Annotated in this window: 23 protein-coding genes; 7 read left to right on the forward strand and 16 right to left on the reverse strand. The window is 74.3% G+C overall.

Annotated features, from left to right (window positions below):
* Positions 1–10: 10 nt before the first annotated feature.
* The gene (locus E2B92_RS33860; protein WP_133087707.1) at positions 11–4,549 is read left to right on the forward strand and encodes a cation-translocating P-type ATPase; all 4,539 of its coding nucleotides are present in this window, start codon (positions 11–13) and stop codon (positions 4,547–4,549) included.
* 25 nt (positions 4,550–4,574) lie between these two features.
* On the opposite strand, the gene E2B92_RS26130 is transcribed toward E2B92_RS33860, so the two are convergent.
* From E2B92_RS26130 to E2B92_RS26175, 9 genes are all read right to left on the reverse strand, one after another.
* The gene (locus E2B92_RS26130) at positions 4,575–5,261 is read right to left on the reverse strand and encodes a DedA family protein (protein ID WP_126889648.1); all 687 of its coding nucleotides are present in this window, start codon (positions 5,259–5,261) and stop codon (positions 4,575–4,577) included.
* A gap of 206 nt (positions 5,262–5,467) precedes the next feature.
* The gene (locus tag E2B92_RS26140; RefSeq protein WP_126888391.1) at positions 5,468–6,226 is read right to left on the reverse strand and encodes a MerR family transcriptional regulator; all 759 of its coding nucleotides are present in this window, start codon (positions 6,224–6,226) and stop codon (positions 5,468–5,470) included.
* Positions 6,227–6,297: 71 nt separating this feature from the next.
* Positions 6,298–7,524: a WD40/YVTN/BNR-like repeat-containing protein gene (locus tag E2B92_RS26145; RefSeq protein ID WP_235023986.1), complete on the reverse strand. Its 1,227-nt coding sequence runs from the start codon at positions 7,522–7,524 to the stop codon at positions 6,298–6,300.
* 94 nt (positions 7,525–7,618) lie between these two features.
* Positions 7,619–8,443, reverse strand: a complete 825-nt coding sequence (locus E2B92_RS26150; protein WP_126888390.1) for an ABC transporter permease — start codon at positions 8,441–8,443, stop codon at positions 7,619–7,621.
* Complete coding sequence (locus E2B92_RS26155) at positions 8,440–9,378, reverse strand: ATP-binding cassette domain-containing protein (RefSeq protein WP_126888389.1); 939 nt, start codon at positions 9,376–9,378, stop codon at positions 8,440–8,442. The genes E2B92_RS26150 and E2B92_RS26155 overlap by 4 nt, the downstream gene beginning before the upstream one ends.
* 125 nt (positions 9,379–9,503) lie before the next feature.
* On the reverse strand, positions 9,504–10,130 hold the full coding sequence (locus E2B92_RS26160; protein WP_126888392.1) for a PadR family transcriptional regulator: 627 nt from the start codon (positions 10,128–10,130) through the stop codon (positions 9,504–9,506).
* 151 nt (positions 10,131–10,281) lie between these two features.
* Positions 10,282–10,845, reverse strand: coding sequence for a DinB family protein (locus E2B92_RS26165; RefSeq protein WP_126888388.1), 564 nt, complete (start codon positions 10,843–10,845; stop codon positions 10,282–10,284).
* Positions 10,846–10,984: 139 nt separating this feature from the next.
* Positions 10,985–12,442: an aldehyde dehydrogenase family protein gene (locus tag E2B92_RS26170; protein ID WP_126888387.1), complete on the reverse strand. Its 1,458-nt coding sequence runs from the start codon at positions 12,440–12,442 to the stop codon at positions 10,985–10,987.
* A gap of 102 nt (positions 12,443–12,544) precedes the next feature.
* The gene (locus E2B92_RS26175; protein WP_126888386.1) at positions 12,545–13,426 is read right to left on the reverse strand and encodes a helix-turn-helix domain-containing protein; all 882 of its coding nucleotides are present in this window, start codon (positions 13,424–13,426) and stop codon (positions 12,545–12,547) included.
* 310 nt (positions 13,427–13,736) lie between these two features.
* Between E2B92_RS26175 and E2B92_RS26180 the strand changes: the two genes are divergently transcribed.
* Positions 13,737–14,246, forward strand: a complete 510-nt coding sequence (locus E2B92_RS26180; protein ID WP_126888385.1) for an ATP-binding protein — start codon at positions 13,737–13,739, stop codon at positions 14,244–14,246.
* 146 nt (positions 14,247–14,392) lie between these two features.
* Here E2B92_RS26180 and E2B92_RS26185 read toward each other — a convergent pair whose 3' ends face one another.
* The 5 genes from E2B92_RS26185 to rpmG form a co-directional block, all read right to left on the reverse strand.
* A complete protein-coding gene (locus E2B92_RS26185) occupies positions 14,393–14,632 on the reverse strand; it encodes a DUF397 domain-containing protein (RefSeq protein ID WP_126888384.1) in 240 nt (79 codons plus the stop codon).
* 246 nt (positions 14,633–14,878) lie between these two features.
* Positions 14,879–15,124 (reverse strand): 30S ribosomal protein S18, encoded by a 246-nt coding sequence (gene rpsR / locus E2B92_RS26190; RefSeq protein WP_126888383.1) that lies wholly within the window; start codon positions 15,122–15,124, stop codon positions 14,879–14,881.
* A gap of 4 nt (positions 15,125–15,128) precedes the next feature.
* Positions 15,129–16,256, reverse strand: a complete 1,128-nt coding sequence (locus tag E2B92_RS26195; RefSeq protein ID WP_126888382.1) for a CobW family GTP-binding protein — start codon at positions 16,254–16,256, stop codon at positions 15,129–15,131.
* Complete coding sequence (locus tag E2B92_RS26200) at positions 16,256–16,513, reverse strand: type B 50S ribosomal protein L31 (protein WP_126888381.1); 258 nt, start codon at positions 16,511–16,513, stop codon at positions 16,256–16,258. The genes E2B92_RS26195 and E2B92_RS26200 overlap by 1 nt, the downstream gene beginning before the upstream one ends.
* Positions 16,514–16,521: 8 nt before the next feature.
* Positions 16,522–16,686 (reverse strand): 50S ribosomal protein L33, encoded by a 165-nt coding sequence (gene rpmG / locus E2B92_RS26205; RefSeq protein WP_009192555.1) that lies wholly within the window; start codon positions 16,684–16,686, stop codon positions 16,522–16,524.
* Between the two features lie 62 nt (positions 16,687–16,748).
* Between rpmG and rpmB the strand changes: the two genes are divergently transcribed.
* The 3 genes from rpmB to E2B92_RS26220 all read left to right on the forward strand — a co-directional run bounded on the left by rpmB (position 16,749) and on the right by E2B92_RS26220 (position 17,893).
* On the forward strand, positions 16,749–16,985 hold the full coding sequence (gene rpmB, locus E2B92_RS26210; RefSeq protein ID WP_126888380.1) for a 50S ribosomal protein L28: 237 nt from the start codon (positions 16,749–16,751) through the stop codon (positions 16,983–16,985).
* Entirely contained in the window at positions 16,985–17,290 is a 306-nt protein-coding gene (gene rpsN, locus E2B92_RS26215; protein WP_126888379.1) for a 30S ribosomal protein S14, read from the forward strand. Before rpmB ends, rpsN begins: the two co-directional genes overlap by 1 nt.
* Before the next feature lie 120 nt (positions 17,291–17,410).
* Complete coding sequence (locus E2B92_RS26220; protein ID WP_133087708.1) at positions 17,411–17,893, forward strand: hypothetical protein; 483 nt, start codon at positions 17,411–17,413, stop codon at positions 17,891–17,893.
* Here the strand turns inward: E2B92_RS26220 and E2B92_RS26225 are convergent.
* Both E2B92_RS26225 and E2B92_RS26230 read right to left on the reverse strand, forming a co-directional pair.
* Positions 17,871–19,970 carry an FUSC family protein gene (locus tag E2B92_RS26225; RefSeq protein ID WP_126887560.1) on the reverse strand — a complete coding sequence of 700 codons (2,100 nt, stop codon included), beginning with the start codon at positions 19,968–19,970 and terminating at the stop codon, positions 17,871–17,873. The two genes, E2B92_RS26220 and E2B92_RS26225, sit on opposite strands and share 23 nt — an antisense overlap.
* 156 nt (positions 19,971–20,126) lie before the next feature.
* The gene (locus E2B92_RS26230) at positions 20,127–21,281 is read right to left on the reverse strand and encodes a DUF2786 domain-containing protein (protein ID WP_126887561.1); all 1,155 of its coding nucleotides are present in this window, start codon (positions 21,279–21,281) and stop codon (positions 20,127–20,129) included.
* A gap of 125 nt (positions 21,282–21,406) precedes the next feature.
* Between E2B92_RS26230 and E2B92_RS26235 the strand changes: the two genes are divergently transcribed.
* Entirely contained in the window at positions 21,407–22,141 is a 735-nt protein-coding gene (locus E2B92_RS26235; RefSeq protein ID WP_126887562.1) for an ABC transporter ATP-binding protein, read from the forward strand.
* Entirely contained in the window at positions 22,135–24,222 is a 2,088-nt protein-coding gene (locus E2B92_RS26240; RefSeq protein WP_185923674.1) for an FtsX-like permease family protein, read from the forward strand. Before E2B92_RS26235 ends, E2B92_RS26240 begins: the two co-directional genes overlap by 7 nt.
* Positions 24,223–24,251 lie beyond the last annotated feature (29 nt).

Consider the following 24,251-nt stretch of genomic DNA (forward strand, 5'->3'; position numbering starts at 1 on the left):
GCACCCACTCATGTCACCGCTGCATCTGATCGGGCCGATGGCGTCCGGTGTGACGTACGGAGTCGCGGCCGGCGTACGCGGGGCCGCCGACGTGGCCGCGACCCTCATGGGACTGCCGCGACGCGGCGTGTGGTGGCGCCCGGGGCGCTGCTACATCGAGGTGCACGGCGTGCACGGCGCGGGCGCCGAGCGGGTCGTCCGGCGCATCGAGCGCACCCTGGAGAGCCACCCCGGCGTGCTCTGGGCCCGGGTGAACGCGCCGTCCGAGCGTGTCGTCGTGGCCGTGGCCGCGCCCGCGCCCTCCGACCGCGAGCTGGTCGCCCTGGTGGACCGCGCGGAGGGGCGGCTCGGCCCGCACGCCGACGAGTTCGACGAGTGGCTCCCCGAACCGCACCACCCCAGCGAGGGCCCCAGGACCCGCCAGGCCGTGCCCGCGCTCGCCGCCGACACGGTGGGGCTCACCCTCGCCTCCGTACGGCAGCTCGCCCCCTGGTTCCGCCTGCCGCCCGAGGTGGCGGCGCTCGCCGGCGCGCTCCAGGCGCATCCGCGCCTGCGCCACCTGGTCGCCGAGCTGAGCAGCACCGAGCAGGCCGAGTCCGTGCTGCCGGTGGTCAGCGCCCTCGCCCAGGGCGTCGCCACCCGTGGCGGGGGCATCGCCCTGGACGTCCTCGAACGGCTCTCCCAGTGGCGCGAGGCCACCGCGGAACGCGCCGCCTGGGACGCGGCCGAGCCCCGGCTCGTCACCGGCCCCGACGACGCCTCCGCCGAGCCCGTCGTCGTCGGCCGGGCCGGTCCGCCGCCCAAGGACGCCACCGACCGCTACGCCGAGCGCGCCATGGCGGCGGGCGCGGCCCTCGGCGCCCTCACCGTCCCGTTCGCGGGCCCGCGCAAGGGTCTGGCCGTCGCCATCTCCGCCGTACCGAAGGCCCCCGACGCCGGCCGGGAGGGCTTCGCCACCCGCCTGGGCCGGGCCCTGGCGCTGCGGGGCGTCGTCACCATGGACCGGGGCGCGCTGCGGCGGCTCGGGCAGGTGGACACCGTGGTGCTGGAGGAGGACGCGCTGCGCAGCGACCGCTACGAGCCCGTGGACCTGGAGCTGCTCGCCGGCGCGGACCCGGAACGGACCGCGGAGCGGCTCTTCACGCTGTTCGACGCGGACACGCCCCTGCGGACCGCCCATGACGACGACGGCTGGGTCCTCGGGCCGCTGGACGAGCTGGAACTCACCGGCCGCACCGGGCGGCAGGCCGAGGGGCGGCTGCGGCGCCGGGGCGCCGAGCGGACACTCGGGCTGGCGCGCGGACGGAGGCTGCAGGCCGTGGCCGGGCTCGCCACGCAGACCGCGCCGGGTGCCGAGGCCGTCGCGGCGGCGGCCCGCCGGGCGGGGGCGCGGGTGGTGCTGGCCACCGACCGGGAGACCCCGGCGTTCACGTTCGCCGACGCGGTCGTGCCGGCGGGCGGGCGCCTGGTCGCCTCCGTACGCGGGCTCCAGGCCGAGGGCGCGGTGATCCTGCTGGTGTCCGGCAACCGGCGGGCGCTGGGCGTGGCCGACTGCGGCGTCGGCGTGCACCGCGAGGGCGAGCCGCCGGCCTGGGGCGCCCACCTGATCGTCGGGGCGGACCTGGAGTCGGCCGGCATCGTCGTGGACGCCGTCGGCATGGCCGCGCGCGTGGACCGGGACAGCGCCGTGCTCGCGGCCGCCGGCAGCGGCATCGGGGCGGTCGCCGCCCTGCGGGCCCGCTCCCCGCAGGCCACGGCACGGGGCTTGGCGGCCGGGACCACCGCCGGGGCGTTCGCCTTCTGCCTCGGCACCTGGCGCGCCCGCCAGCTCCTGGCCCGCCCCCTCGCCCCGCCCGTGACGACCGTGCCCTGGCACCTGATGCCCACCGACCGGGTCCTGGAGCGGCTGCGCACCACCGCCGACGGCCTGACCGGCGACGAGGCGACCGCCCGCGGCGGCGGCCGCGGGGGCGGCAACGAACCCGCCCGCCTCACCCTGCCCGCCGCCTTCGTGGAGGAGCTGGCCAACCCCCTGACCCCCGTGCTCGCCGGCGGCGCGGCCCTCGCCACCGCCGTGGGGTCGCGCACCGACGCCGGTCTGGTGGCCGCCATCACCGGCACGTCCGCCCTGATCGGCGGCTTCCAGCGGGTGCGCACCGAGCGTGCCCTGGAGGAGCTGTTCCGCCGCTCCGCCATCGGCGCGCGGGTCCGCCGGGGCGGTCGGGAGCGGCTGGTCACGGCCGGTGACCTGGTGGAGGGCGACATCGTGCTGCTACGGCCGGAGGACGTCGTACCGGCGGACTGCCGGCTGCTGGAGGCCGAGGGGCTGGAGGTCGACGAGTCGTCGCTGACCGGCGAGTCCCTCGCGGTCCACAAGGACCCGGCGCCGGTGGTCGCGACCGGCATCACCGGCCGCCGCTCGATGCTGTACGAGGGAACCACCGTCTCCGCGGGCCGGGCCGTGGCCGTCGTCGTCGCCACCGGTTCGAGCACCGAGGTCGGGCGGAGCCTCGCCACCGCCCGGCAGGCCGCGCCGGAGACCGGCGTCGAGGCGCGCCTGGCCTCGCTCACCCGCTCCAGCCTGCCCATCGCGATCGGCTCGGCCAGTGCGGTCGCCGCCTCCGGCCTGCTGCACGGGCGTCCCCTGGCGGACAACCTCGCCTCGGCCGTGAACCTCGCCGTCGCCTCCGTACCGGAAGGGCTGCCCTTCCTGGTCAACGCCGCCCAGCTCGCCGCCGCCCGGCGGCTGGCCGACGTGGGCGCGCTGGTCCGCAACCCGCGCACCATCGAGGCACTCGGCCGCGCCGACGTGCTGTGCTTCGACAAGACGGGAACCCTCACGGAGGGCAGGCTCCAGCTCGCGGCGGTCAGCGACGGGGAGCAGGCGCTGCCCCTGGACCGACTGGACGGCGTACGCAAGGACGTCCTCGCCGCCGCGCTGCGGGCCACGCCGCCCGCCCGGCAGGCCGAGCCGATGGCCCACCAGACCGACCGCGCGGTGACGTCCGGGGCACGGGGCGCGAAGGTGTCCGTCCGGCACGGGGCGGCGCGCTGGCGGCGGCAGGACACGCTGCCGTTCGAGCCGTCCCGCGCCTACCACGCCACGTCCGGGCAGACCTCGTACGGCGTGCTGCTCAGCGTGAAGGGCGCGCCGGAGAACGTCCTGGACCGCTGCACCCGGCGCCGCGCGCCGGACGGCAGGCCCGCCGCGCTCGACGAGGCGGGGCTCGCACGGCTCAACGCCGAGGCGGAGGAGCTCGCGGGCGCCGGGCGGCGGGTGCTGGCGGTGGCGGAACGGCGGATGGACCCCGGCGAGGAGCTCACCGACGACAGCGTGCGGGAGCTGGCCTTCCTCGGGTTCATCACGCTGGCCGACCCGGTGCGGGCGGGTGCCGCGCCCGCGACGGCGCGGCTGCGGGAGGCGGGCGTGCACACCGTGATGCTGACCGGCGACCATCCGGCCACCGCCGACGCCATCGCGTCCACCATCAGCGACGTCACCGACCCGAAGGTCCGCACGGGCGCCGAGCTGGACGAACTGGACGACGACGCGCTGGACGAGCTGCTGCCGACCGTGGACGTCATCGCCCGGTGCAGCCCGCACCACAAGGTCCGCATCGTCCAGGCGTACCAGCGCATCGGCCGGGTCGTCGCGATGACCGGCGACGGCGCCAACGACGCTCCCGCCATCCGGCTGGCCGACATCGGCATCGCCCTCGGGCGGCGCGGCACCCCGTCGGCGACGGCCGCCGCGGACCTGGTGGTGGGTGACGACCGGCTGGAGACGATCGTCTCCGCGCTGATGGAGGGCCGCTCCATGTGGGCCTCGGTGCGGGCCGCGCTGGGCATCCTCATCGGCGGCAACCTCGGCGAGGTCACCTTCAGCGTGCTGGTCTCCACGCTCACCGGCGCCACACCGCTGAACGCCCGCCAGATCATGCTGGTCAACCTGCTCACCGACCTGGCGCCGTCGCTCGCCATCGCGGTGCGCGAGCCCGCCGGCCACGCCGCGAAGCGGCTCCTCGCGGAGGGGCCGAGCCGCTCGCTCGGCAGCGCGCTCACCCACGAGATGCTGCTGCGCGGCGCCATCACGGCGACCGGTGCCGGGCTGGCGTGGACCGGGGCGCGCCTGACCGGGCGCGGGAGGCGGGCGAGCACGGTGGCGCTCGCCGCCGTCGTCGGTACGCAGCTCGCGCAGACCCTGGCGACCGGGGGCCTGGACCGCAACGTGCTGGCGGCGAGCCTGGGCTCGGCGGCGGTGCTGGCGGCCGTGATCCAGACCCCGGGCGTGAGCCAGTTCTTCGGGTGTACGCCCCTGGGGCCGGTCGGCTGGGGCATCGCGCTGGGCTCGATCGCCACGGCCACTGTGGTGGGTACGGCCCTGTCCCCGCTGGTCCGCTCGGTGACGGCCGGGGCGGCGGAGGAGGAGCCGGAGCCGGATGGGGCGGCGGAGGAGGAGCCGGAGCCGGATGGGGCGCCGGAAGCGGCGCCGCGGGGCCCGGGGGCGGGGCGGGGCCGGGCGGGGCGTCAGGAGCGGACGGCTCCCTGACCGCCCGCGCCGGCCCCGGACGTACTCAGCGCTTGGCGTGCCGCCCGCGCTGGGCCGGCGGCAGTCCTTCCTCGGTGGCCGCCGCCGCCTTCTTGCTCTGCGAGCGGGCCCGGAGGTACTCGATCACGATCGGGACGACCGAGATGAGCACGATGAGGATGAGGATCGCCTCGATGTGCTCGTGCACGAAGTCGATCTTGCCCAGCGACGCGCCGAGCAGCGTCACACCGGCGCCCCACAGGACACCGCCGATGATGTTGAACGTGATGAACGAGCGGTAGTTCATCCGGCTCACGCCCGCGATGATCGGCGTGAACGTCCGCACGATCGGAACGAACCGGGCGAGGATCAGCGACTTGGGCCCGTGCTTCTCGAAGAACTCATGGGCCTTCTCCACGTTCTCCTGCTTGAAGAGCCGGGAGTCCGGGCGCTTGAAGAGGGCCGGTCCGACCTTGCGGCCGAACAGGTAACCCACCTGGTCGCCGATGATCGCCGACAGCACCACCAGGGTGCACACCAGCCACAGCGGAGTGTCGAGCACGCCGGTGGTGACCAGCAGCCCCGTGGTGAACAGCAGCGAGTCACCGGGGAGGAAGAATCCGATCAGCAGTCCGGACTCGGCGAAGACGATGACCAGGACGCCGATGAGGCCGAAGGTCTCGATGAGATAGTCCGGGTCCAGCCAGCTCGGTCCGAGCGCAAGCGTATTCACGGGTTCCGGGGCTCCTGGGTCGGTGGGCGGGGACGGCTGCCCAAAGCTATCAACGCTTCCGTCCCCCTCCCGGTTCCACGCCCCTCTCCGGGCCCCGCCCGCGCCCGCCCGCCCCGCCCGCACGCCCACCGGCAGGGCCCGGGACGGCTGCCCGCCGGCCTGGGGCCGGGCCGGCGGGCCGAGGCCCGGCACCGCCCCCGGGCCGGTCAGGCGTGGCGGGCCGCGTTGGCGTGGATGGCGGCGTGGAGATGCTCCGCCAGGCCCGGGCGCATGGCGTCGTAGTGCGCCTTGAACCGTTCGTCCGCCACGTACATGTCCCCGAGGCACCGGTGGATCTCGTAGGTGCAGTCGTAGAACCACTCGCCGATCTGCCGGCGGTGCTCCTCCGCGAGGTCCATCGCCCGCTCGCTCGTCGGGGGCTCACCGTCCGCCATCAGCGCCTGGTACCGGGCGCTCCAGTCGGCGTTCTGGTCCTGCATGCGCTGCCAGTCGGCCTTGGTGTAGCGCGCCGTCCGGCGCTGTGACTCCCGGTAGGCGTCGGTGTCCCCCCAGCGCTGCTCGGTCTCCGCCGCGTACTGCTCGGGGTCGTGGTCACCGAAGACCTCGAACCTCTCCTCCGGCGTGAGGTTGAGTCCCATCTTCTTCGCCTCCATGGCGTGCTCGACGGCCTCGGCCATCTTCTGCAGCTCGGCGATCCGCGTGGTCAGCAGTTCGTGCTGGCGCCGCAGGTGCTCCCGCGGGTCCGCGTCGGGATCGTCGAGCAGGGCCGCGACCTGCTCGAGCGGGAAGCCCAGCTCCCGGTAGAACAGGATCTGCTGCAGCCGGTCGAGGTCGGCGTTCTCGTAACGCCGGTGACCCGCGTGGCTGCGGCCGCTCGGGCTGAGCAGCCCGATCTCGTCGTAGTGGTGCAGGGTCCGCACCGTGACGTGGGCGAAAGCGGCGACCTGTCCCACGGAGTAGCTCATGGCTCTCCGCTCCCTTCTTCTCGGTACGCGTCTCACCCTGAGGCCTCACGCGACGTGAGGTGCAAGCCCGTTCACCGGACGGCCGCGTCCGCGCACGCCAGCCGGAACGTCGTCCAGCGCACCCCGTCCGGCGATATCCCGTACGCGCAGCCCGCGCCGGCCGACCGGAGGTACCCCAGGCGCCCGCGCGTGACGTAGTGCGTGCCGGGGCCGGCCTCCCGGAAGGTGCGGCCGCCGTCGGTGGTGGCGTACGTGGCACGCTCACCGTGCAGCACCAGCCGGCCGCCCGGTCCCGCGACGGCCACCCCCACCAGTGTGCGGGGCTCACCGCTCGCCGGGCCGCTCGTCCACACACGGGTCCAGGTGCGGCCGCCGTCCAGGGAGCGGTGCAGTGCCCGCAGCGGGTTCTTGGTCTGCTCCACGCCCCGCACCTCGCCGGTCTCGGCGGCGTACACCGCGTCCGGGGCGACCGAGACCGCGACCCGCCACGCGGCGTCGGCGGACGGGCCGGGCAGCCGGCTCACCGTCCACGTCCGGCCCGCGTCCCGCGAGACGGCGACCGCGGTGCGGCCCGAGCCGGGGTCGACGCCCGACACCCACCAGGACCCGTCCGGCTCAGGATGGGCCGCGGGCGCCGGATGCCCGCCCAGCCGCGGCTCCCGCGCCAGGAACCGGGCCTTGCCGTCCCGGGGCGAGACCACCACCAGCCGTGGCCGGTCGCACTCCTGGGCCCGCGGGCCGGCCGGGCCCGGACACTGCGCCGAGAGCGCCGCGCCCTCCGGTATGACGCCGACCGTGCCGGCAGCCCGGAGGTCGCCCGCCTTCCAGGACCGGCCGCCGTCGGCGGTGAACCATGTGCGCGACGGGTGCCGCTCGCTCGCCTCCCGTATCAGCGCCCGGCCCCGGCCCAGCACCACGAGCTCCGCGCTCACGCCCACGGTGCCGTGCACCTCCGGCAGCGGGGAGGCGCGCAAAGCCCAGCGGGGCGCGCCCCTGTCGAGGACCGCGACGTGCTGGCGGCAGAAGCCGTTCTCGGGTGTCACCTCGTCCTCCACGCACTGCGCGAGCAGGGCGAAGCCGCTGCCGTCGGCGGCGAAGCCGAGGTCGTACGCCTGGCCCGGCAGCCCGGGGGAGGACGGTATGCGCGGCAGGGGGGCCGGGGACCCGGGCGCCGACGGCGCGGACGACCGGGGCGCCGCCGGAGACGGCCGGCCCGGCCCCTGATCCGTACAGCCTGCTGCCGGCAGTAACGTGGCGAGCGCCACCACCGTCCCGATCACGCGTGCACACCAGCGCATGGAGCTCCCCCTGCCCTCGGGCCGGTTCGCGGCGAACCGTGCTGCTTCGGATACACCGCGAACCGCCGTCAGGTTCCCACTCCGCGCGCCCGATTCAGCGGCTCAGCCGCCCGAACCTCCGTACCGCCAGCGGGAAGAACACCGCGAGCAGCGCCAGCGGCCACGCCACCGCCAGCAGTTCCGCGTGCTCGGCCGCCCACGACGACCCCGCGGCCTGGGCGATCCCCGGCGGGCCGACCAGGTCGCGCACCGCCGTCGCGGTCGCCGACAGCGGGTTCCACTCGACCACCGAGCCCAGCCAGCCCGGCATCGCGCCGGGTGCGGCGAACGCGTTGGAGAGGAACCCGACCGGCCAGACGAGGATCTGCACCGCCTGCACCAGCTCCGGCCGGCCCGCCACCATCGCGAGGTGGATGCCGATCCACAGCATCGCGAACCGCAGCAGCAACAGCAGTCCCACCGCCGTCAGGAACGCCCCGAACCCGCCGTGCGCCCGCCAGCCGATGGCGTACCCGACACCGATCATCACGGTGAGGGAGAGCACCGACTGGAGCATGTCGGCGACCGACCGCCCCACCAGGACCGCGCCGTTGGTCATGGGCATCGACCGGAAGCGGTCGATGACCCCCTTGTTGAGGTCCTGCGTGACCGCCAGCAGGGTCGCCTCCAGCCCGAAGGCCATGGTCAGCGCGAACATGCCGGGGATGAGGTAGTCGATGTACTCGCCCTCGACGCCGCGCCCGCCGCCGATGAGGTACCCGAACATCAGCAGCATCATCACCGGGAAGGCCAGGCCGACGACGACCTGCACCGGTTCCCGGGCCCAGTGGGCCAGTTCGCGCCGGGTGATGGTCCAGGAGTCGGCGACCGCCCACCCGATCCGGCCCATGCCCACCGCCGTACCCGTGTCCGCGCTCATACCGCCACCGCCTCCTTCGGCTCGCCCGTCAGGTGCAGGAAGACCTCGTCCAGCGTCGGCCGCCGCACCGCGATGTCCTCCGCCTCGATCCCGGCCGACTCCAGGTCCCGTACGACCCGGGTCAGCGCGGCCATCCGGTCCGCGACCGGGGCGCTGACGAGCCGCCGGTCCTCGTCCACGTCGGCGCCCGGCACGAGCGCGGCCGCGGCGGCCAGGTGCCGTGCGTCGCGTACGACGATGTCGATCCGGTCGCCGCCGACCTTGCCCTTCAGCTCGTCCGCCGTTCCGTCGGCGATGACCCGGCCCCGGTCGACCACCGAGATCCGGTCAGCGAGCTGGTCGGCCTCCTCCAGGTACTGCGTGGTGAGCAGGACGGTCGTACCGCCGCCCACCAGCGTCCGGACGGACGCCCACACCTCGGCGCGGCCCCGCGGGTCGAGCCCGGTCGTCGGCTCGTCCAGGAACAGCACCTCGGGATCGGTGATCAGCGAGGCGGCCAGGTCCAGCCGCCGCCGCATGCCTCCGCTGAACTGCTTGACCGCCTTGCGGCCGGTGTCGGTGAGCCCGAACCGCTCCAGCAGCTCGTCCGCCCGCGCGCCCGCCCGCCGTGCGCCCAGGTGGTGGAGGCGGCCGAACATCTCCAGGTTCTGCCGCCCGCTGAGTCCCTCGTCCAGCGCCGCGTGCTGGCCGAGCAGCCCGATCCGCCGCCGCACCTCGTCCGCGTGGGTCCGTACGTCGAACCCGGCCACCCGCACCGAGCCCTCGTCGTGCCGCAGCAGCGTGGCCAGGACCCGCACCGTGGTGGTCTTGCCGGCGCCGTTCGGCCCCAGCACGCCGTGCACCGTGCCCCGGCCGACCACCAGGTCCAGCCCGTCCAGGGCCTGCTTCTCGCCGTACCGCTTCCGCGCGCCCTCGACGACGATCGCGTCCGTCATGCACCCTCCCAACCCGGTAGTCAAACTTGACTACGCTTTCACATTACGACGTCCGAGCGGATTAGTCAAACTTGATTAGCCCGTGGGCCCGAAAGGCCTTCCGGAACCGTGCCTACCGCGGGCGCCTACTCCGGCGCACCCGTCGCGTACGGGTTCTCCTGGCCCTCCGCCAGCACACCCACGAAGGGCTCGCCCTCGCCCGCGAACGTGTACGCCCCGCGCTCGATGCGCTCGATCAGTCCGCGCGTCCACGCGGCCCCGGCGTCGGCCGAGTGCACCCACATGTTCATGATCTCGCCGATGTGGCCGAGCGACTCCGGTCCCGCCTCGGGCGTGTAGTAGTCGGTGACGCCCGCGCGCCACCGCTCCAGCCCCTCGATCCGCCGCTTCAGCAGCGCGACGGCCTCCTCGCGCGGCAGGTCGACGATGAAGCCGACCCCCGCCGACAGGACGTCCATCCTCTGGTCGTGGGCCGTCAGCGCCTCGCGCAGCAGCGCGAAGTACTCCTCGTTGCCCTTGTCGGTGATCTCGTACTCGGTGCGCGGCGGCCCGCCGGCCGTGCTGGGCGCGATCTCGTAGGCGTGCAGCAGCCCCTGCTTGGCCATCTGCTTGAGCGCGTGGTAGATCGAACCCGGTTTGGCGTTGGACCACTCGTGCGCGCCCCAGAACTCCAGGTCGTTGCGGACCTGGTAGCCGTGCGCCCGCCCGTGCTGGCGCACCGCACCCAGAACCAGCAGCCGGATCGCTGACATCACCTCACGCACCCTTCTGGTCAATTTTGACCAGGGTACGCACGGGACGCTCGGCTCCCGACGGAGCGGGCCGGACGGCCGGACGGCCGCCGGCTCCACCCGCCGGCTCCACCCCTCCGGCGGCGGCGTGCGGGAGCCGGCCGCCGGCCGCTCAGTCCTGGCCGCCCGGCCCTTCCTGTCCGGCCTGCTCCAGGGCGATCAGCTCGAAGGAGGTCTTCCCGTCCAGGGACTCCCGGATGACGTCGGCGTGGCCGGCGTGCCGGGCCATCTCCTGCACCAGGTGCATCCCCATCCAGCGCACGGAGACCCGGCCGCCCTTCGGGAACCACGGCGCCTCGGGCAGCGGGAAGGTGTCGTCCAGGCTGGGCGCGGAGCGGAAGAACTCCTCGGTCTCCTTGACCACCCCCTCCCAGAACGCCAGCACCTCCTGGAGGGACTCCCCCTCCACCAGCCGGAAGCCCTCTTCCCAGGTGTCCCGGCTGCGCTGCCGCTCGTTCGGCCGCTGCTGCGCCAGCCGCAGCCAGTTCAGCTCCACCTCGGCGACGTGCTTGACCAGTCCGGACAGCGACAGCCCGCTGGCGCTGGGCCGCGACGCCGCCTGCTCCGCGGTCAGCCCCACAAGGGCCCGGCGCAGCGCGCCGCGCTGGGCCTCGATGAAGGACAGCAGCGCGCCGCGCTCGTCGCCGTGCGCCTCCGCGGGAACAAGGGTGACCATGACCGTCCGCCTTTCGCCGGTTTTCCGGGCTCTTTCGACACCGCACACGCTACGGAGGCTTGCGGTCAGATGCTGTCCTCAATCGGCCGGATTCCGCGAACGGGTCTCCGACCGGACGCGGGGACGCGGCCTGCGTGGCCTAGAAAGGGAAGCGGCTGCGGCCGTGCTGGATGGAGATCCACTTGTAGGTGGTGAAGGCGTCCACCGTCGACTCCCCGTTCAGCCGCCCGACGCCCGAGTGCTTCTCGCCGCCGAACGGCACGATCGGCTCGTCGTGGACGGTGCCGTCATTGATGTGGATCATCCCGGTGTGGATGCGCTGGGCGATCCGTACGCCGCGCTCCACGTCACCCGTGTGCACGGCGCCGCTGAGCCCGTACGGGGTGTCGTTGGCGATCCGTACCGCCTCGTCCTCACCGTCGAAGGGGATGAGCATGACGACGGGGCCGAAGATCTCCTGGCCCAGGACCGGGGAGTCGGCCGGCACGTCGGCCAGCACGGTCGGGGACACGACGTTGCCCTCGGCGGCGCCCCGCACCAGGGCCGTCGCGCCCGAGCCGACCGTCTGCTCGACGAGCGTGGTGACGGCCTCGGCCTGGGAGGCGTTGATGAGCGGGCCGATGTGCGTGGCGGGGTCGGCGGGGTCACCGGCCCTGAGGGTGCGCACCTTGGCGACGAACTTCTCGGTGAACTCCCGCTCCACGGCACGGTCCACGAGCACCCGGTTGGCGGCCATGCACACCTGCCCCTGGTGCACGAACCGGCTGAAGACGGCCGCGTCGACCGCGTAGTCGACGTCCGCGTCGTCCAGCACGATGAGGGCGCTGTTGCCGCCCAGCTCCAGGACGGACCGCTTGAAGTTCGCGGCGCAGACGGTGGCGACATGCTTGCCGACCCGGTCGGAGCCGGTGAACGAGATGACCTTGGGCACCGGGTGCTCGATCAGCGCGTCGCCGATCTCGGCGATGTCGGTGATCACGACGTTCAGCAGACCGGCCGGCAGACCGGCGTCCTCGAAGATCTTCGCGACCAGGCTGCCGCCGAGGATCGGCGTGTTCTGGTGGGGCTTCAGCACGACGGCGTTGCCCAGCGCCAGTGCCGGGGCGACCGACTTGATCGACAGCAGGAAGGGGAAGTTGAACGGGCTGATCACGCCCACGACACCGACCGGCACCCGGTAGAGGCGGTTCTCCTTGCCGTCGACCGGGGAGGGGAGGATGCGGCCCTCGGGCCGGAGGGCGAGGTTGACCGCCTCGCGCATGAACTCCTTGGCCAGGTGCAGCTCGAAGGCCGCCTTGGTGCGCGTACCGCCGAGCTCGGCGATGATCGCCTCGGTGATCTCGGCCTCGCGCTCCTCGATGAGCCGCAGCGCCCGCTCGAAAACAGCGCGGCGCGTGTACGGATTGGTGTCCGCCCACGCGCGCTGTGCCCGCTCCGCCGCCCGGTACGCCTGGTCTATCTCCTCGACCGTGGCCACGGTTATGGAGGCGAGCTTCTCCTCGTTGTACGGGTTGAAGTCGATGATGTCCCACGAGCCGCCGCCGGCCCGCCACTCACCGTCTATGTACTGCTGGGCCAGGTCTGTGAAGTAGGACATGCCTTCCCTTCCCGAGGGTCTTCCCGAGGGTCAGCTCGAGGGCGCGCACCGCGATCATGACTCGTGACATGACGTTTGATGGAACGTCATCCTACTGATGAGTCAGGTGAGTTGGAGGAGACCTCGGAGAAGGTCGCGGCTTTCCTCGGGGCCCGGGCTGTCCTGGTGCAGCCGCCCCATCACACGCTCGTACTGCGCCACGTCCTCGCGCTTGTCGAGGTAGAGGGCGCTCGTGAGCTGCTCGAGGTAGACGATGTCGGAGAGATCGGACTCGGGGAAGCTGAGCATGGTGAAGGCCCCGCTCTCGCCCGCGTGGCCGCCGAAGCTGAAGGGCATGACCTGGAGCGTGACGTTGGGCTGCTCGGAGACCTCGATGAGGTGCTTGAGCTGGTCGCGCATCACCGCGCGGTCGCCGTACGGGCGGCGCAGGGCGGCCTCGTCGAGGACGGCGTGGAAGTGCGGCGCCCGCTCGGAGACGAGCACCTTCTGGCGCTCCAGGCGCAGCGCCACCCGCCGGTCGATCTCGGCACGCGGAGCGTCCGGCATGCCCCGGGCGACGACGGCGTGCGCGTACGCCTCGGTCTGCAACAGGCCGTGCACGAACTGCACTTCATAGATACGGATCAGGGAGGCCGCGCCCTCCAGGCCGATGTACGTCTGGAACCAGCCCGGCAGGACGTCTCCGAAACTGTGCCACCACCCGGCCACGTTGGCCTCCCGGGCCAGGCCCAGGAGGGATGCGCGCTCGGTCTCGTCGGTGACTCCGTACAGCGTGAGCAGGTCCTCGATGTCCCTGGCCTTGAAGCTCACCCTGCCCAACTCCATGCGGCTGATCTTGGATTCGGACGCCCGGATCGAATAGCCGGCGGCTTCGCGCGTGATGCCGCGCGACTCGCGCAGCCGCCGCAACTGCGAACCCAGCAGGATGCGCCGCACCACGGAACCGCTCGATTCACTTGCGGTCACGTCTCCAACCCTCCCCATCGCTGATGTGTACGACGGAGCACCCCCGAGCTCCGAGACGGCGGATTCTGCCACCAAAACGCTTCATGGCGTACTCGACCGGTTACGGAAAGACGAAGGCTTGACCGAGCCGTGCCGCCGTGACCAGCCCATGAGGCAAAGTCATGGGCGGAAGATATGGCCAGTAATCGGCACGGGGAGGGACAGGCCGGGCGCGTGCACGTGCATCTGCCCTTGCATCAGATGGTCCCATTCGGAACCATGGTGCCCGCGCACCTGCGTAGTCGTTCGTGTTGTAGCACCACAGCCGCGAATCCCGGGAGTGCCTCGCATGGGGACGAATGGATCGACCATGCTCGAGCCTTTAAGGCAGGGGCTTCCGCCGATCGATGCCGCTTCCGTCTCCAGTTCCGCCTCGTGCGCACTGCCCGCCCGCTATGAAGCGGTGCGCGGCGCGCGGAAGTTCACCAGCACGACGCTCGCCCAGTGGGACCTCACCGACCGGTTCGACGATGTCGCGCTGGTGGTGTCCGAACTCGTCACGAACGCGCTCCGGCACGCCCTGCCCGCCGACACGCCCCGCGAGTGCCCGCACGACCCGCCCGTACGGCTGCACCTGATGCGCTGGGCGAGCCGGCTGGTGTGCGCGGTCCGCGACCCGAGTCCGGACAGCCCCGCGACGCGCGAGTCGGAGGAGGACTTCTCGGCGGAGTCGGGACGCGGGCTGTTCCTGGTCGAGTCCTTCAGCGACAGTTGGGGATGGCACCCGCTGGCCGGCACGCTGCACGGCAAGGTGGTCTGGGCGCTGTTCCGCCTGTCGGACACGCCCCAGGAGCCGTGAGCCGGTAACGCCGGCGGTCCGGCCGGACGCCACGGGGACGGCCGGAGGCCACGGGGACGGCTCGGGCCGCCTGCCCCGCCGCACCACACGTCGCAGGGCGCCACCGCTCGGGTGGCGCCCGCGCGCGTGTACGGGGGTGACGCGCCTCAGCCGGCGATCAGGTGGTCGAACTCGCCGTCCTTCACGCCCAGCAGCAGGGCCTCTATCTCGGCCGGCGTGTACACCAGGGCCGGTCCGTCGGGATGCCGGGAGTTGCGTACGGCCACATGACCGCCGGGCAGCTTGGCGAACTCCACGCACGACCCCTGCGAGTTGCTGTGCCTGCTCTTCTGCCATACGACGCCGCGAAGCTCCGTGGCCGCCATGCCGTTGTACACGTGGTGCACAGGACGCTCCCCGAGATACATGATGCAGGTGTCAACTATCGGGATCATAGCGTCGATTCGCGTGCAGACGCGCGTGCAAATGCACGTGCACGCGGGGTGCTCCTCTGGTTACAGCCCCGTTGCTACTCCCCCGTACACCATGAGAGACGAACGAGCGGCCCCGATGGCTCCCTCCTTTCTCCATGACATGCGAAAAGGCCCTCCCGTAAGGAGGGCCTTCTACCGAACGTGCGTACGTCCGGCGCGTCAGCGCGCCGACGAGGAGTACGGCAGCAGGGCCATTTCCCGTGCGTTCTTGATGGCACGGGCCAGTTGGCGCTGCTGCTGCGCCGACACCCGGGTCACACGCCGGCTGCGGATCTTGCCGCGGTCCGAGATGAACCTCCGCAGCAGGTCGGTGTCCTTGTAGTCGATGTACGTGATGCCGTCGCGCTCCAGGGGATTGGGGCGGGACCTGGCGGGCTTGCGGTCGGCGGAACGGCGGGGGGACATCGGGTCAGACCTCCAGGAGGGCGTCGAAGGCGGGCGGGAGCCGCTTCCAGGCCTCGCGGCCGGCGGCGTACTCCGCGTCGGTGAGCAGGCAGGAGTCGAGGAGCTCGGCCAGCCCCTCCCGGTCCAGCCCGGGCGAGGTGAAGACCAGGTGCTGGCAGCGGTCCCCGTGCTCGGGGTCCCAGTCCAGCGCGGCGGCCGCGCGGCGCACGGGCGGGACCATCTCCCACGCGGCGTCCGGCAGCGACGCCAGCCACGGACCGGTGGGCTCGACGCACAGGGCGCCGCCCGCCGCGTCCCAGGCCAGCAGCGTGTCCGGCCGGTCGGCCAGCCAGAACCGCCCCCGGCTGCGGGCGGCCGCGCAGCACAGGTCCTCCAGCGCCGCGTACAGCCGCTCCGGGTGGAAGGGGCGCCGCCGGTGCCACACGTACGTGCCCACGCCGTGCGCGTCCGCCTCCTGCGGCAGCAGCGCGCAGGCGGGGTGCTGGGCGGCGGCGGCCGCCTCGACGTCGAACCCGGCCAGCGCGGCGGCGGCCAGGTCGCCGTCCGGCAACGGCACGCGGCGGGCCGTGGGGTGGAGCTGGGCGAGCAGGGCCCGGTCCTCGTCGTCGGCGTCGGGGCCGTCCAGGACGGCCAGCACGGGGGCGTACTCGAGCTGGCGCGCCCAGGTGTCGGCGACCGTGCGCTGGTCGGTGGCGGCCGCGGCGAGGCCCGCCTCCTTCAGGTCGTCGCCGTTGCCCAGGTACGGCAGCAGCAGCGCCGGGTCGACGGCCGTGATCACCGAGCCGACCGTCAGCCCGGCCGCCGCGACGACCTCGGCCATGGCCTTGGGCTCCACGGAGTCCCACAGCTCGACGACCGCGAGCCGGGTCAGCCCGGCGTCGGCGAGCCGCTCCAGCTCCGGCACCAGGTCCTCGCGCAGCGCGCAGCACGCGCAGTCGTTGACCAGGGGCGTCTCGTCCGTGGACAGGACGCCGGTCGCGTCGCGGACGGTACGGGTGACCGTGCCGCGCTCGGCGGCGGCCGTCAGGTCGTGGTGGAGCGCCACGCAGCCCGGGACGGTGGTGAGCAGCCGCTCGACGGCGGCCGTACGGGCCTCGGAGTGCAGCCCGCCGACGATCGCGACGGACAGCATCAGCGGGCCCCGTGACGGCGGCCGTAGCGCTGCTCGAACCGCTCCACGCGACCCGCCGTGTCCAGCACGCGCGCGTGGCCCGTGTAGAAGGGGTGGCTCGCGGAGGAGATCTCGACGTCGATGACGGGATAGGTGTTGCCGTCCTCCCACTCGACCGTCTTGTCGCTGGTCGCGGTGGACCTGGTCAGGAAGGCGAAGCCGCCGGCCTTGTCACGGAAGACGACGGGCTCGTACGGGGGGTGGATACCGGGCTTCATGAAGTGCCTCAGCGCTCCTCTCGGAAGTCGACGTGGCGTCCGACGACCGGGTCGTACTTGCGCAGCGTCAGGCGGTCGGGGTCATTACGGCGGTTCTTGCGGGTCACGTAGGTGTAACCGGTGCCGGCGGTGGACCGGAGCTTGATGACCGGTCGGAGTTCGTTGCGGGCCATGGGGGTAGAGTAAATGGAAATGGTTTCCATTACCAAGACAGTCCTCCGAGAGGTAGGTCACCTTGTCCGCCCACTGCCAGCTCACCGGCGCCCAGCCAGGCTTCGGCAATCGCATCTCGCACTCGCACCGGCGTACGCCCCGGCGCTTCGACCCCAACATCCAGCGCAAGCGCTACTGGCTGCCGAGCGAGGGCCGGTACGTCCGGCTCACCCTGTCCGCCAAGGGCATCAAGACCGTCGACACCATCGGGATCGAGGCCGCCGTGGCCCGCGTCCGCGCCCGGGGGGTGAAGGTCTGATGGCCAAGAAGAGCAAGATCGCGCGCAATGAGCGCCGCAAGGAGGTCGTCGAGCGGTACGCGGCCCGCCGCGCCGAACTGAAGGCGGTCATCCGGCGGCCCGGCACCCCCGAGGCCGAGCGGCTCGCCGCCCAGGCCGAGCTGCGCCGGCAGCCGCGCGACGCCAGTGCCACGCGCGTGCGCAACCGCGACAGCGTGGACGGCCGCCCGCGCGGTCACCTGCGGAAGTTCGGGCTCTCCCGGGTGAACGTGCGTCAGCAGGCGCACGCGGGCTTCCTCCCCGGCGTCACCAAGTCGTCCTGGTAGCCGCCCTCCTGGCAGCCGTCGGCCGGTAGCCGTCAGTCGGCGGCCGCCGGCCTGGCAACCGGGAACTACTGGCTGGTAGCTTGGCGCGCGTTTCCGGCACCGACGTTGGGGAGACGTGGCGTGGACGCGCGCAGGCTCGTACGTACCGGGGTCGTCACGGCGGCGGGTGTGGCCGCCGCACTCGCGCTGGCCGGCTGCGGCGGCGGCCGCGACCGGCACGCCGGCGACGACCACGGCTTCGAAGGGAAGCCCGCCGAAAGCCCCGCCCCCGCCCCGAGCACCTCGCCCTCCCCCACGGCGGAGCCGGCGCCCGAGGGGTCGTGGGTGGGGCTCACGGGCGGCAAGCCCGTCAGCCTGACCGTCGGCAAGGGGCACGCCCTGGTGCTGGCCGAGGGCCACTTCTGCAAGGGCACGGCCCGGGGCAGCGACCCCATGACGCTGACGCTCGCGTGCGACGGCGGCTACACGGCACGTACGGAGGGCTCGGCGCGGGCGGAAGGCGAGGCGCGGGCGGAAGGCTCCGCGCGGGCCGGCGAGGCGAAGCTGGTCGTGACCTGGAGCGGTGGGGCGAAGGACACGCTCACCGCGGCCGACGCCCCCTAGCCGCCCGGCGTTCCTCCGGCCGCCCTTCCTCGCCCGGCCGTTCGTCCAGCGCCTCCGACAGCGCGTCCAGGGCCTCCAGCAGGAGCCGCCCCCCGTTGCGCACGACCGGATCGGGCACCGTCCCGGCGTCCCACCGTGCGAGGGCCTCCCGCACCCCGCCCCACGCCGGGACCCGGCGCTCCCGGACGGCCCTCGCGCCCTGTTCCGTGGCGAGCCGCAGCGCCTCCGCGAGTGCGGCGGCGGCCGGCACGGGGGCCGCGTCCCGGTCCGGGAGGTGAGCCTCCATCAGCATGGCGACCCGGCCCAACTGGGCCAGGGCGTCCCCCGCACCGGCGGCCGCCGCGTGCGACAGGCCCCGGTGCCGTACCGGTTCGTGGGCCGCCCGTTCGACGGCCTCCTGCCACGCCACGCGCGCGTCCCGGGTGGCCAGCAGCGTCCGGCGCACCGCTTCCTGGCCGCGCGCCGGGTCCGCGTAGTGCGCGACCACACAGGCTGCGTACCGCCCGTCCGCGGCCAGCCAGTCGGCGAGCCGGGTGCGCAGCCGCGGGGTCTCCCAGGCGGGGTAGACCGCGTACGCCACCATCGCGAGGACCCCGCCCAGCAGCGTCAGCACGACCCGTTCAGGCACCGTCTGGGTCCACTCCGCGCCGCCCATGCCGAGCAGGAAGACGACGTACGCCGACACGCAGACCTGCGCGACCGCGTACCCGGTGCGCATCAGCAGGTACATCCCGAAGGCGCACGCGACCGCCAGCGCGGCGGAGGTGTACCTGCCCGGGTGGGCCGCCTGCACCACCCCCGTGGCGAGCGCGACGCCCAGCAGCGTGCCGCAGAAGCGGGCGACGGACCGGGAGTACGTCTGGGTGAAGTCCGGGCGCATCGCCATGACGGCGGCCATCGGCGCCCAGTAGCCGTGGCCGAGCGGCAGGGCGGCGCCGATCGCGTACCCGCCCGTGACGACCGCGGTGACACGGACGGCGTGCCGGAAGACGGGTGAGGCGGGGCGCAGTTCGCCCCGGACGGTGCGGGCGGCGACCGGCAGGAGGCTCAGCAGGGACGGGCGCTCGCGCGGCTCGCCCACGCCGGTGCGGTCGGTGGGCGTCGCTGTTTCGACGACGTCCTCCAGAAGGGCCGCGAGCCGGGTGGCCGCGCGACGGGCGGGTCCGGACAGCACGGTGCCCGTGTCGGGCGTGCGCAGTACGGCCAGGGCGGCGGGCGGGATGGTGGCGGGGCGCCCGTGGCGGACGGCGTGGGCGGCGGTGTCCAGGACGGCGCCGGCGGCGGCGAGCAACTCCCGTACCCGGTCGCGCTGCGGGCCCTGGTCCGGGACGCCGACGGCCGGGTCGGCGAGCGAGGCGAGGACGGGGCGGATGCGTTCGGCGAGCCCGCGGGCGCCGTGCAGTTCGGCGGGGCGGCGGCGGGCCTGGCGGGGCGAGACGGCCGCGGCGCTGCGCGCGGTCATCAGCGGTACGGGGTCGAACGGGGCGTACGGGTCATGGCGCAGGCGGCGGGCGTAGTCGGCCTCGGCGGCCAGCGCGTCGGCGAGCGCGTCGCGCTGGGCGCCCCAGCGGCGGATGGGGACCAGGACGATGAGCGCGGCCTGGACGAGCCCGCCGGCGGCGATCATCGCGGCGTGCCCGGCGGCGTCCGCGACGGAGGTGGGCAGGGTGACGGTCACCAGCATGATGGCCACGTTGGAGGAGGCGATGATGCCGGTGGTCGGGCCGGTGGCCCAGGCGAGTCCGGTCAGGAAGGTCCACAGGGCGAGCAGGGCGAGGAAGAGCGCGACGTGCGCCCCCGTCAGATAGCCCAGGAACGTCGAGACCGCGAGGCTGGTCCCGGAGGCGAGCGCGAGGGTGGGGCGCGGGCGCCAGCTCCGCTGGAAGGTGGCGATGGCCGCCTGGAAGGCGCCGAACGCCGAGCTCACCGCGACGCCCACCCCGAACAGGGCGAGGCTCGCCCCGACCACGAGAGCGAGCCCGACGGCCGCGCGCAGGGCGGCGAGCGGTTCCAGGCGGCGCCGCTCGACCGTCAGTCCCGAACGGGCGGTGGCCTTCAGCGCACGGAGCCAGCTCATGGGGACGAGGGTAATGGGGCGATTTGTCCCGCTCGGGATGTGCCGGGCGCGACCGCCCCGGCCCGGCGGCCGCCCGTGTCCGCGCGCCCTACCGGCGGCGGCCGCCCCACACCCGTGTCCGCGCGCCCTCTTGGCGGCGGCCGCCCCGCCCGCGCCCTACCGGGGCAGCCGCCCGCGGCCGGGCGGGTGCCCGTGGTCGGTGCGGGCGCGGTCCGCCGCCGCCGTGCCGTGGTGCCAGCCCGCCTCGTCGGTGGCGCCGCGCACCCGGGTGGTGGTCGTCTCGGGGAACATGCGGTCCGCCCGGGCCGTGACCGCCACGTCCCGCGCGGCCAGGACCGGCAGGAGCGTCGGTTCCTCGGCGGTGACCCGCCGGGAGGTGGACGCGAGCCGGTCGCCGAGCCGGTGGGCGTACGCCAGCAGGAAGGACTGACGGAACGTTTTCGTACGCTTCCGTCCCCCCTTCCTCTGCTCCGCCTCCGCCTTGGTCATCGCGCCCGTCCCCTGGACGAGCAGCGAGGTGTACAGCAGCTCGACGACCTCCAGGTCCGGCTCGAAGCCCACGACGGTCGAGAAGCCGAACGCCTCGTTCCACACCGCCCGGCAGCGGTTGGCCGAGGCGACCGCGTCCAGCAGGATCGCCTTGGCCGTCTCGTACGGCGCGTCCACGCCGATCCGTACCGCGCCCGGCTCGTCCGGGCTGTGGGTACGGGCCGCGAGGGCGGCCTCGTCCAGGCTGTGGCGGGCCATCAGTTCCTGCGCCTTGGCGGTGAGCGCCTCGGCCTCCTCCGGATACCCGGTCGCCTCCGCCTTGGCCAGCAGCGCCCGGATGCGGGCGAGCATGCGCGGTTCGCCGTGCACGGGCACGGCGTGCGGCGGCGCCGCGCCGGGCGGGGGGCCGACCGGCTCGATCGCGGGGAGGCGGGCGAGCAGCCGGTACAGCTCCAGCACGGCCGTGGCGTACGAGAAGCGGTCCGCCCGCCATCCGCCGCCCGGCAGCTCGGCGAGCTGCGCGGCCCACCGGGGCGGCAGCCGCTCGTACCCGCGGGTCTCGGCGGCGATCAGCGCCGACGCCAGCCGTACGTGGTGCTCCTCCAGGTCTCGGCGGACGAGCCGGACCACGTCGGCGGGCTGCCAGCCGCGCTGCCACGCCCGGCGTACGAACTCCTCGCCGCGCCGGTCCAGCTCCGCGTCCGCGGCCGGGTCGGCGGCCAGGAGCGAGGCGCCGGTGTCGAGGGCGGCGTCGTCCCCGGCGTACAGCGCGGCGGCGAACGCCCGCTCGACGACGCCCCCCTCCGAGTGCCCCGCTGCCATGCTTCCCGCCTCCTCGCGCGTACGCCGTTACGGGTCCATGGTCGCAGGGGGGTAGGGCTGGCCCTACCCGGAAGACACCTGCCAGTGGTCGTGATCACGGGCCGTGGAAGCGGTTCTCTTGAGACATGACCACAACCGCCGTACGGCTCACCGCCCTTCGCCGCGTGCACCGCGACGTCACCGCGCTCGACGGGGTCGACCTCGACTTCCGCACCGGGTCCTTCACCGCCGTCATGGGCCCGTCCGGGTCGGGCAAGTCGACGCTGCTCCAGTGCGCGGCGGGGCTCGACCGCCCGACGGGCGGGCGCGTCGAGGTGGACGGCACCGACCTGGGCGGGCTGAGCGAGCGGCGGCTGACGCTGCTGCGCCGGGAGCGGATCGGGTTCGTGTTCCAGGCGTTCAACCTGCTGCCGTCGCTGACCGCCGCGCAGAACGTGGCGCTGCCGCTGCGGCTGGCCGGGCGCCGGCCCTCCCGCTCGGAGGTCCGGGCCGTGCTGGCGCGCGTGGGGCTGGCCGACCGGGCGGGGCACCGGCCGGCCGAGCTGTCGGGCGGCCAGCAGCAGCGGGTGGCGCTGGCGCGGGCGCTGATCACCCGGCCCGCCGTGCTGTTCGGCGACGAGCCGACCGGGGCGCTGGACACCACGACGAGCCGTGACGTGCTGCGGATGCTGCGGGAGCTGGTGGACCGGGAGGGTCAGACGATCATCATGGTCACGCACGACCCGGTGGCCGCCTCGTACGCGGACCGCGTGGTCTTCCTGGTCGACGGCCGGGTGACGGGCGAGCTGGCGGCGCCCACCGCCGAGCGGGTCGCGGGCCGGATGGCAGGGCTGGAGTCCCTGGAGCGTGCGGCGTGCTGACCCTCGCGCTGAGCGGCCTGCGCGGCCGCTGGACGGCCTTCGTCGGCAGCTTCGTCGCGCTGGCGCTCGGTGTCGGGCTGCTGGCGGCGATGGGCCTGGGCCTCGCGTCGACGTTCGACGCTCCGGAGCGGGCGCCGCAGCGGTTCGCGGCCTCACCGGTGGTGGTGATCGGCACGGACACGCTCACCGTCGGGCGCGTGTCGCACGAGCTGTTCCATCCACACCCTGTGGACACCGCACTGCTGCGGGAGCTGCGCGCGCTGGGCGAGGTGGCCACCGACGGGCGGCCGGACGCCGTCGGCGTGGACGCCGACCCGGAGGCCGTACGCCGGGTGGTCGGCGACCGGGGCCGCGTGCTCACCGGCGTCGAGCGGCGGCAGGCCGACCCGGAACCGGAGCGGGACGCCGAGGCCCTGGTCACGGTGAACGCCCTGCTGGGCACGGCCGGCGGGGTCACCGCCTTCGTGTCGGTCTTCGTCGTCGCGTCGACGTTCGCGTTCGCGGTGGCGCTGCGCCGGCGCGAGTTCGGGCTGCTGCGCACCGCCGGGGCGACGCCCGGTCAGGTGCGCCGGGCACTGCTCGCCGAGGCGGCCCTCGTCGGGGCCGCCGCCTCCGCCGCCGGCTGCGCCCTCGGGGCGTGGGGCGCCCCCGAGCTGGCCCGGGTCCTGGTGGACGGCGGCCTCGCACCCGAGTGGTTCACCCTCCGGGACGCCGCCTGGCCGTACCACGTCGCCTTCTGGACCGGCCTGACCGTCGCCGTCACCGGCGCCTGGGCGGCCGCCCGCCGGGCGGGGCGCACCGGTCCGGTGGAGGCGCTGCGCGAGGCCGACGTCGACAGCGGCGTCCTGCCGCTCGGCCGCCGCCTGCTGGGCACCGCGCTGCTGCTGACCGGCGCCGCCCTGCTGGGGTGGACGCTGCTCACCGACCCGTCGGACCTGCTGAAGCGCAAGACGTACACGACCCAGCCCATGCTGCTGATCACCGGAGTGGCGCTGCTGGCCCCGCTGCTCGTCCGCCCCGTGGCCCGCGCCCTGCCGCTGCCCGGCGCCACGGGCATGCTCATACGGGAGAACACGGCCGCCGGACTGCGCCGTACCGCCGCCGTCGCCGCGCCCGTGCTGGTCACCGTCGCGCTGGCCGGGTCGCTGCTCGGCTCGGCCGGGACGGTGAGTGCCGCCGGGGCGGCCGAGGCGCGGCGGCAGACCGCGGCCACCCATGTGGTGACGGGTGAGGACCTCAGGCCCGTGAGCGTCCCGGGCGCCGCGCTCTCCGCCACCGCGTCGACCGGTGTCTACGTCCGGGACGGGGAAACGGCCGTCGTCCGGTACGAGGCTCGCGCGGTCACCGACCCGGCCGCCTTCGCCGGCCTGGCGCGCCTGCCGGTCCTGGCGGGCGACATACGCGACCTGAACGACGGCTCGATCGTCATCAGCCAGGAGATCGCCCACAGCGAGTCCGGACGGCGCGCGGTCGGCGACCGCCTCGACGTGTGGCTGGGCGACGGCCGGCCGGTGACGCTGCGCATCGCCGCCGTGCTCGCGACCGGGACGGGTGACAACGGCCCGTACGTCACGGCCGCCCACGCCCGCGCGGCGACGGTCGACCGCATCGACGTACGGCTCCCGCCCGGCACCGACCCCGCCGTTTTGGGCGCCACCGGTGGCACGGTCACCACCGCCGGCGCGTGGGCGGCGCCCGCCACCGGCCCCCAGACCCGGCTCGGCCTGCTCGTCGTCCTGGGCATCGCCCTCCTCTACACCGCGATATCCCTCGCCAACACCCTGGTGATGGCCACGTCGGTACGGGGCCGGGAGCTGCGCTCGCTGCGGCTGGCCGGCGCGACACGCCCCCAGATCATGGCCGTCGTCGCGGGCGAGACGCTGCTCGCGGTCGGGGTCGGGGCGGTGCTCGGCGCGGCCGTGGCGGCGGTCGACCTGGCCGGGCTCGGCGCCGCCCTGGCCTCCCTGTCCGCCCCCGTGACGATCAGCGTCCCGTGGGCGACCGTGGGCGCCGCCCTGGGCGGCTGCGCCCTGGTGGCGGTCGTCTCGGCGCTCCTCTGCGCCGCCCGTACGGGCCGGTGAGCGTGGAGCGCACCGATTGTCAGTGCCGG

Source organism: Streptomyces sp. WAC05374, assembly GCF_004353505.1.
GTDB lineage: Bacteria > Actinomycetota > Actinomycetes > Streptomycetales > Streptomycetaceae > Streptomyces.

Bases quoted from the DNA above. Each gene is read 5' to 3' on its own strand.
- E2B92_RS33860 (WP_133087707.1), top strand. From the start codon at position 11: ATGTCACCGCTGCATCTGATCGGGCCGATGGCGTCCGGTGTGACGTAC.
- E2B92_RS26140 (WP_126888391.1), bottom strand. From the start codon at position 6,226: ATGAGCTACTCCGTGGGACAGGTCGCCGCTTTCGCCCACGTCACGGTG.
- E2B92_RS26145 (WP_235023986.1), bottom strand. From the start codon at position 7,524: ATGCGCTGGTGTGCACGCGTGATCGGGACGGTGGTGGCGCTCGCCACG.
- E2B92_RS26150 (WP_126888390.1), bottom strand. From the start codon at position 8,443: ATGAGCGCGGACACGGGTACGGCGGTGGGCATGGGCCGGATCGGGTGG.
- E2B92_RS26155 (WP_126888389.1), bottom strand. From the start codon at position 9,378: ATGACGGACGCGATCGTCGTCGAGGGCGCGCGGAAGCGGTACGGCGAG.
- E2B92_RS26160 (WP_126888392.1), bottom strand. From the start codon at position 10,130: ATGTCAGCGATCCGGCTGCTGGTTCTGGGTGCGGTGCGCCAGCACGGG.
- E2B92_RS26165 (WP_126888388.1), bottom strand. From the start codon at position 10,845: ATGGTCACCCTTGTTCCCGCGGAGGCGCACGGCGACGAGCGCGGCGCG.
- E2B92_RS26170 (WP_126888387.1), bottom strand. From the start codon at position 12,442: ATGTCCTACTTCACAGACCTGGCCCAGCAGTACATAGACGGTGAGTGG.
- E2B92_RS26175 (WP_126888386.1), bottom strand. From the start codon at position 13,426: ATGGGGAGGGTTGGAGACGTGACCGCAAGTGAATCGAGCGGTTCCGTG.
- E2B92_RS26180 (WP_126888385.1), top strand. From the start codon at position 13,737: ATGGGGACGAATGGATCGACCATGCTCGAGCCTTTAAGGCAGGGGCTT.
- rpsR (WP_126888383.1), bottom strand. From the start codon at position 15,124: ATGTCCCCCCGCCGTTCCGCCGACCGCAAGCCCGCCAGGTCCCGCCCC.
- E2B92_RS26195 (WP_126888382.1), bottom strand. From the start codon at position 16,256: ATGCTGTCCGTCGCGATCGTCGGCGGGCTGCACTCCGAGGCCCGTACG.
- E2B92_RS26200 (WP_126888381.1), bottom strand. From the start codon at position 16,513: ATGAAGCCCGGTATCCACCCCCCGTACGAGCCCGTCGTCTTCCGTGAC.
- rpmG (WP_009192555.1), bottom strand. From the start codon at position 16,686: ATGGCCCGCAACGAACTCCGACCGGTCATCAAGCTCCGGTCCACCGCC.
- rpsN (WP_126888379.1), top strand. From the start codon at position 16,985: ATGGCCAAGAAGAGCAAGATCGCGCGCAATGAGCGCCGCAAGGAGGTC.
- E2B92_RS26225 (WP_126887560.1), bottom strand. From the start codon at position 19,970: ATGAGCTGGCTCCGTGCGCTGAAGGCCACCGCCCGTTCGGGACTGACG.
- E2B92_RS26230 (WP_126887561.1), bottom strand. From the start codon at position 21,281: ATGGCAGCGGGGCACTCGGAGGGGGGCGTCGTCGAGCGGGCGTTCGCC.
- E2B92_RS26235 (WP_126887562.1), top strand. From the start codon at position 21,407: ATGACCACAACCGCCGTACGGCTCACCGCCCTTCGCCGCGTGCACCGC.